The sequence below is a fragment of the Pseudomonadota bacterium genome, assembly GCA_034660915.1.
GTDB lineage: Bacteria > Desulfobacterota > Anaeroferrophillalia > Anaeroferrophillales > Anaeroferrophillaceae > DQWO01.
The window spans coordinates 1-7,463 of sequence record JAYEKE010000222.1 but is presented as its reverse complement, the minus strand read 5'-3'; the positions used below and the strand labels follow the sequence as shown (position 1 = coordinate 7,463).

Here is a 7,463-nt window from a genome sequence, read left to right as displayed (position 1 = left end):
TTTACTCAATACAGATTTATTCCGTGATATCAGAATTTGCCCGCAAACAGCCAAAGGAGAGCGGGTTCCAGTACGGATTAACCTCGAGTCGGTTCCACGCTATCGTCTGCGACCAGGAATCGGTTTCGGTACTGATACCGGAGCTCGTGTATCATTGGACTATCGAGTCCTGAACCTGTTCAAAAAAGCCCATGAGTTACAGGGGAAATTGTTGCTTGCGGAGCGCGAGCAATCTCTGCTAACGACTTATATTATTCCCGACTTGCGGCGACGGGACAGCCGGTTCCTGCTGGGGGGCGGGTTTGAGCGTGAAGATACAGACAGTTTTTTAAGTCGCGAATTCTATACGGAAGCTGAATACCAGCGCTCATTTAACAAGAAGTTAAGTGGGTCTGTTTTTATGCATCTGTCTCAAGAATATTCACTGATCGGTGGTGATGAGACAAATGCGCAAATGCTTTTATCGGGAGTCCGTTTTTCCTGGATAGATATTGATGATCCTTTGCACTCGCGACAGGGGACTCAGATCAAATTTGAATTTCAGGGAGCAGAAGAAACCTTCCTTTCCGATACCAGTTTTATTCAGCTGTCCGGCCAGGTGACCAAGCTGCTGCCACTGCCTTGGGAATCATCCCTGTTGCTGCGCTTAAAGGGCGGGACCACCTGGCACCCCGATCCTTTGCACAATATCCCGGCATCCTTACGTTTCTTTGCCGGCGGAGACCATAGTGTTCGTGGTTATGCTTATAAATCACTGGGACCTGAGAATGAAGACGGCGATGTGGTCGGCGGCAAACATCTGCTGGTGGCAAATATTGAACTGGAGAAACACCTTCATTTAAACTGGGGGGTTGCGGTATTTTATGATATCGGCAACGCCTTCAATGACTTTGCTGATTACGATTTAGCCCAGGGCGCGGGCCTTGGGGTTCGATATTACTCACTGATTGGGACAATCCGTTTTGATGTAGCGCGCCGGATCGATTCTGAAAAAAATAAATTTCGCTTGCATCTGGGCGTAGGATGGTAAAGAAACTTATTGTCAGTACATTTTTTCTGGCCTGCCTTCTACTTCTGTTGGCTGTCGCGTTTTCGGGCTGGGTGCTCTATTCTCCGTCAGGAACCCGCTGGGCCCTGACCTATATACCGGACCACAGTGGTGTCAACCTGAGTATCGGCCGGATTGAAGGTGCTATTGGCAAAAGACTTGTGCTTGGCAATATCGAGTTTCAGCGGCATGGAACTGAACTATATCTCGATTCTTTGATTCTGGATAGTCATCTGACCGGTTTCCTGCCGCCGGTATTCGAGGTGCGACAATTACGGCTTTCCCAGCTCGCGGTAATTATCCCCGAAAAAGCTGAACAGCAGAAGCCTGAAACAGAGGTTAAACAGGCACTTTCCTGGCCGGATCTACCCAAATTCTTAGAGATACTAGAATTTAAACTGTTGAATTTTGAACTCAGGGATGCAGAATTCCAGCAACAGAACACAGTCGTGCAAATTGATCAATTCCAGCTGGCGGCGCTCTGGCAAAACGGCCAGCTGCAGCTTCATCAAATCAGTCTGGCAACACCTGAGTTGCATGCGCAAGGATCAGGGCGACTCGGAGTCAGCGAGCCGTTGCTGCAACTTGATGTCAATATCGGAACCAAACAAAGCCTGAACGGCTGGCAACAGTTTCAGCTGCAGGCCGATTTGCGGTCGGATAATGTCGACAGCTGGTTCCGTGGTCCTGTCAATATTGCCGCCCGAGGTGAGCAGGTGAAGTTGCTGTCAGCGGAGCTGGAGCTGGAGTTATCTGCTCAACAACTGACCATCCATCAACTGACCATGAAACAGGCCGGTCGTGCCGGATCTGTAATGGCCCATGGATACCTTGCCTTTGGTGGTTCCGCACTTCATTTTGCCAGTTATCTCCAGTTTAACGGTCTTGATCTGCAGGCGGAACTCGGACAGGCGTTGCGACTGTCCGGCTCCCTGCAGATACAGGGAGAGCCGAAATCTTACAGCGGTCAGATTGACCTGCACAGCAAGGGCAATGAGCTTACAACGGCACAGCTGACAGCCGCATTCAGTGGTGATCCGCAATCCTTTAGTTTAAATGAACTCTCTGCAGACTGGCTGGATGGTACATTGGCCGGGCAAGTGCAAGCAGGCTGGACGGGCGGATGGCAACTTCAAGGTCAACTTAATGGCAACAACCTGAACCCTCAGCTTGTTTATGAACAACTGGATGGACGATTGAATCTGGGAATTGACTTTGCTTTTGCCGGTGGAAAGAACGTCGACCCGCAAGGGCAATTGGAATTGCGGATAATTGATTCTGTTTTACATGAACAGCCTCTGGCCGGGAACGCCGCGGTGCAAGTGGACGGGGCAAATATGCTGATAGAATATCTACATTTGTACGGTGAAGGCTTATCTCTGGAAGCTGAAGGTGATCCCTCTGAACGCCTGGATGTTTCCTGGCAGATTGAAGATCTGGAACAATTCCTGCCGGATCTGCAGGGTAATTTTGCCGGTAAAGGTTGGCTGCGCTGGCAGCAAAATTTGCTGAGTGGACAGGTTTCAGCAATTGGAGTGCAGTTGGGCTTTAAAAAATGGCAACTGGAACAACTTAAACTGGATGGTGGGACGGAAGGTGATCAGAACAGCTGGTATTTTCAATTAAGTGGCTTGAATCTGACTCAAGACGGAAAAAAACTGGTGGATAGCTGGGCTGCAAAATTGAACGGCTCGATCGAGAATCATAAACTGATTTTGATGGCAAATGAACAGAACAACCATCTTGATTTGAGTTTTGTTGGTGGTTGGCATGATCAGCAATGGCAAGGTTCCCTCAATAAATTTCAGCTGGATGATGCCCGGATTGGCCAATGGCAGCTCGATAAAGCAACCGGCCTTTTATTTTCCCGTCCGTTGGTCCAGGTTGAGCCTCTGCTTCTGCGGGGGGAGAGCAATCAGACAATCAAGCTGCAGGGTGATTTTCAGCCGCTGGAACAGTTGGCCGATACTAAAGTACGGTGGTGGAATCTTGACCTTTCCCGGTTCAGTTTTCTGCTGGCCGACACTCAGATTATCGGTCACAGCAGCGGCAACCTTAAGCTCAAAAAATTCGTGAACAGCAGTTTGCATGCTGAGATGACAATCGCTGGAGGGTTACAATGGCAACAACAGTTATTACAAATCTCCCAGGGCAATTTTTTGCTTGACTGGATTGATAATAACCTGACCGGGACGGTTCATCTGCAGCTGGAAAACGGTGGTCGGATGAATGGAAAAGTGACTTCAACAAAAGCGCCTGCTTTCAAGTTGCCGTCACAACTGCAGCTGCAACTGACCAGTAGTGATTTCCCGCTGCTGATGGTTCAGCCCTGGGTGCCGTCGGGATTTAACCTCACTGGAATGCTTGACTGGGAATTGGTAGGGCAGTGGCGGACCACAGGCCTCATTGATATGACCGGGCGGGCGAGAACAGCTAATGTCGGTTTATCCTGGGAAGGTGAGAATGGGAACCTCAGTGCGGATATTGTCGCCTCTGAATTGAAGCTTGAATGGCACGAACAGTTAGTTGCTGAGCTATTGATTCAACTGCGCGAAAGAGGGGTTGTGACCGCTGATTTGCAAATACCGGTGGCAGCTGAAATACCCTTTAAGATTGATTCAAAAACACCTGTCGCAGCGGATTTACAGGCGAACTTGCATGAACGGGGCCTGTTATCACTGCTATTTCCCGGACAGGTTCAGGAAACTCAAGGTGAGTTAAGTCTCGACCTGCAGCTTGCCGGTTTTTTACAAAAACCGATTTTCCAGGGAGAATTCCAGTTATACAGCGGTGGGGCTTTTTTGCCGTCTCTTGGGGTAAAGTTGGATGATATTGAGATAGATGGCGATTTTAACGATAATCTGCTCAGCCTTACTGGAATGCAAATCCGGTCCGGTGAGGGAGATCTGCATGGCAGCGGACAACTGGAATTGCGGAACTGGCAGCCGGGACACTACAATTTGCTGCTGGAGGGAAAAGACTTTCAGTTGATCAATCTTCCAGAAATGCAGGCTCGCATCAATCCTGATCTAAAGATTGCGGGAACGGGGTCGGAAATCAAGGTGCGTGGAGATTTGATTTTCCCTGAAGTGGTGGTTATCGGCAGTACAAAGAACAAACTGGCCGGTAAGAGTTCCGATTTGGTGATCGTCGATGCTGAAAAACCGCCTCCCCGACAACAAAAAGTCACCCATGATATTGATATTCAGGTGGATCTGGAACAGATTCTGGTCAATGATTCAGGTTTGGATGCAAAGCTTGCCGGGGGAATGAGGCTCTATTCAGCCGACAATCAGAAGGATATTGCAGCTAATGGTAAAATTAAAATTATCAAAGGGAAATTTTCCAGCTATGGTGTCAATCTGGACATCGACCATGGGGGCATTTATTTTTCCGGGCCGGTGAATCAACCAACACTGGATATTCTGGCGTTGCGGACCGTGGATGATGTCCAAGCCGGAGTCAAAGTGAGTGGCACGCCGCAGTTACCGGAGGTTGACCTTTATTCAAAGCCATTTATGCCGGATACCGATATCCTGGCTTATATTGTTCTTGGTCGGCCGTTTAGTGCTGAAGGCAGTGATACTGGATTGCTGATGAGGGCTGCCGAGGTCCTGTTGTCGGCGGGGGAATCAGCAATGCTGCAACAAAAACTAAAAGGTCGGTTGGGATTGGATGTGCTCGATTTCAGTGCCGGCGGCGGTGATATCCACGATTCGGTTATCACTACCGGTAAATACTTGAACCTTGATCTGTATGTCAGTTTAGGGCACTCTCTGTTTAAAAATACCAATGAAGTTAATATCCGTTACAGTCTCACCCCGTCCTGGGAGCTCGAATCCGATATCGGTGTTGAAAGTGGTGTCGACCTGTATTATAAGATTGAGATTAAATAGTTCTTGGCCGAACACTCAGAACATCTGAAAGCACATTTGAGTTTGGTGTCGGCAGGCACAAAGCGGTCTATACAAATACAAAGTCTTCCTCCCCCGTCGAACTTTCTTGACACTTGATAAAACAGGGTGGTAAAAATCATGGTTTGTTAATAAATAATTTTCTGCCAATTCTCTTGCCATGAGATATTGCAGGGGCTGGAAATTATATTGTCTGCTCAGAACCTTTAAATGCCAGATAATTTAAAAAGGAGGAATAGCATGAGAAAACTATCTGTTTTCAGCCTTACTCTTATCATTAGCATTGTGTGCCTGTTTATTATTACATCCTCGTCGCAGGCGGCAAAAACCTTGAAGATAGGTATTGTCGATTGCTATTCAGGCCCGGCCAGCACCTACACCAACGATGTTCGGGATGCGTTCAAGTTGGAGGTGGAAAAGATCAACGCCGCCGGTGGGATATATGGCCGTAAAATTGAAGTTTTCACTCGTGACAGCAAATTTAAGGTTGATATCGGCCTGGCTGCGGCTAAAGAGCTGGTTTATCGAAAAAATGTTGATATCCTGATGGGAACAATCAACAGTGCTCTTTCTTTAGCTATCTCCAATATGTGTGAAAAAGAGAAAGTGCCATTTTTTGTAACTTTTGCCAAGAGCGCTAAAATTACCGGCGAAAAAGGCCATCGTTATGTCTTTTCTGTCACTGAAAATACCGCCCTTGCCGGCAAAGCGGCAGCGGTAGGTTTGGCTCAAAAACCGTTTGTGAAATACTGGATTGCCGGAGATGACTATGAATATGGCCATGCCATTGCCGACGGCGTCTGGAATAATCTTAAGAAAAGCAAACCCAATGTCGAACTGCTGGGTCAATCCTGGTGGAAGGTTGGCGAGCCTGATTTTACCCCTTATATCACCGCCATTTTGTCGGCTAAACCGGATGCGGTTATTGTGGCCACGGGTGGACGTGACTGCGTGCCGTTTCTAAAGGCAGCGAAAGCAACCGGATTTAATAAACGGGTGCCATTTTATATGCATACGGCAACCGGCCTTTCGGCTTTAAAGGCTTTGGGGCAGGAAGCACCGGAAGGGGTTATCGGAACCTCCAACTACTTTTTTTATTATCCGAAAACAGCTACAAACAAAAACTTTGTCAGAAAATTCGCACAAGCCTACCAGCGCAAACCTGCTGTCGGAGCCCTTTACGGTACCCTGGCGGCTGAATTTATCTTCGGTGCTTATGAAAAGGCCGGAAGCGTTGATACTGAAAAATTTATTGATGCCGTGGAAGGTTTAGAGGTTGACAGCCCGATTGGCAAAGTTTCCATGCGTGCCTATGACCATCAGGCCATGTTGCCCATGTTCATGGGGGTCACGCAAAAAGCTCCGGGCTATGATTTCCTGATTGCCGGCAATATCGTCACCATTCCCGGAAAAGATGTCATGCCGTCTATCGAAGAAATAAAAAGATTGAGAAAGAAATAACCTGTTTTCAGGGCTTGCCGGATGGAATTTGCCGCCAATATCACTCTGGCTGCTTTAGCGCAGCAGCTTCTCATAGGTTTAAGCCGGACCACTATACTTTTTATCGTTGCTTCCGGCTTAAGCCTGGTGCTTGGAGTTTTGAGGATCCCGAATATAGCTCATGGATCACTCTATATGATTGGTGCTTTTTTAACCTACAGCATCGCCATATTTTTCGGCCAGGGTGCCCTGGGGTTCTGGGTTGCCCTGTTGCTGTCCCCCCTCGGAGTTGCCTTGCTCAGTTTGATTTTTGAACGTTTCCTTATCTCTCATCTCTATGAGCGGGAGCATCTGATGCTCCTGCTTTTTACTTTTTCTTTTGCCTTGGTATGTGGAGATCTGGTTAAATTGATCTGGGGCTCGGATTACCGGAGTCTGTCCGCGCCTTTATTCCTCCAGGGATATTTCTTGATTTCAGGGTTTCCTTTTCCCCGCTATAACCTCTTTCTGCTCCTTCTCGGACCACTGGTGGCGGCTGGATTGTGGTTGTTGACCAATAAAACCAGGATTGGCAAGATATCCCGGGCAGCGGCTGTAGACCGGGAAATGGTCGGGGCGATCGGCATCAATGTCAGCTGGGTATTTGCCGGGGTATTTGTCATCGGTTGTTATCTTGCCGGACTGGGCGGGGCGCTGGTTGCTCCCACCCAGAATATAGTTCAGGGTATGGATCACGCCATTATCATTGAGGCTTTTTTGATTGTGATTATTGGCGGCCTTGGCAATATCTGGGGAGCGTTGCTTGGAGCTCTGATTTTTGGTCTGACGGATTCTCTTGGTATCCTGCTATGTCCCCAATTTGCCATTGCCTTTCCGTATATAGCCGTGGTTGTCGTCCTCTTTTTTCGTCCGTCCGGACTGCTCAAATCAACCTGGTAGCTCAACTAGGGGGATATTGTTGCCGGATGTTCGGGCTTGGCTCATAGCGGTATTGGCCGCCGAACGAATCACACGATGTGATTCGCGGCGGACGCCTCGGAAGCCGGCCATGGACGGCCGGC

At 48.4% G+C, this 7,463-nt stretch carries 4 protein-coding genes; all 4 read left to right on the top strand.

Features of this window, described 5'->3' with window-relative positions; all coding sequences use genetic code 11:
- Window positions 1-1,030 (top strand): BamA/TamA family outer membrane protein (locus tag U9P07_12180; GenBank protein ID MEA2110161.1); only part of this gene is annotated, 1,030 nt, incomplete at its 5' end.
- Window positions 1,024-4,944 (top strand): translocation/assembly module TamB domain-containing protein, encoded by a 3,921-nt coding sequence (locus U9P07_12175; GenBank protein ID MEA2110160.1) that lies wholly within the window; start codon window positions 1,024-1,026, stop codon window positions 4,942-4,944. The genes U9P07_12180 and U9P07_12175, both read left to right, overlap by 7 nt.
- A 258-nt stretch (window positions 4,945-5,202) precedes the next feature.
- On the top strand, window positions 5,203-6,423 hold the full coding sequence (locus U9P07_12170) for an ABC transporter substrate-binding protein (GenBank protein ID MEA2110159.1): 1,221 nt from the start codon (window positions 5,203-5,205) through the stop codon (window positions 6,421-6,423).
- Between the two features lie 21 nt (window positions 6,424-6,444).
- Window positions 6,445-7,341, top strand: a complete 897-nt coding sequence (locus U9P07_12165) for a branched-chain amino acid ABC transporter permease (protein MEA2110158.1) — start codon at window positions 6,445-6,447, stop codon at window positions 7,339-7,341.
- Window positions 7,342-7,463: the final 122 nt, after the last annotated feature.

Coding starts and splice junctions, on each gene's coding strand:
- U9P07_12175 (MEA2110160.1), top strand. CDS start 1,024: ATGGTAAAGAAACTTATTGTCAGTACATTTTTTCTGGCCTGCCTTCTA.
- U9P07_12165 (MEA2110158.1), top strand. CDS start 6,445: ATGGAATTTGCCGCCAATATCACTCTGGCTGCTTTAGCGCAGCAGCTT.
- U9P07_12170 (MEA2110159.1), top strand. CDS start 5,203: ATGAGAAAACTATCTGTTTTCAGCCTTACTCTTATCATTAGCATTGTG.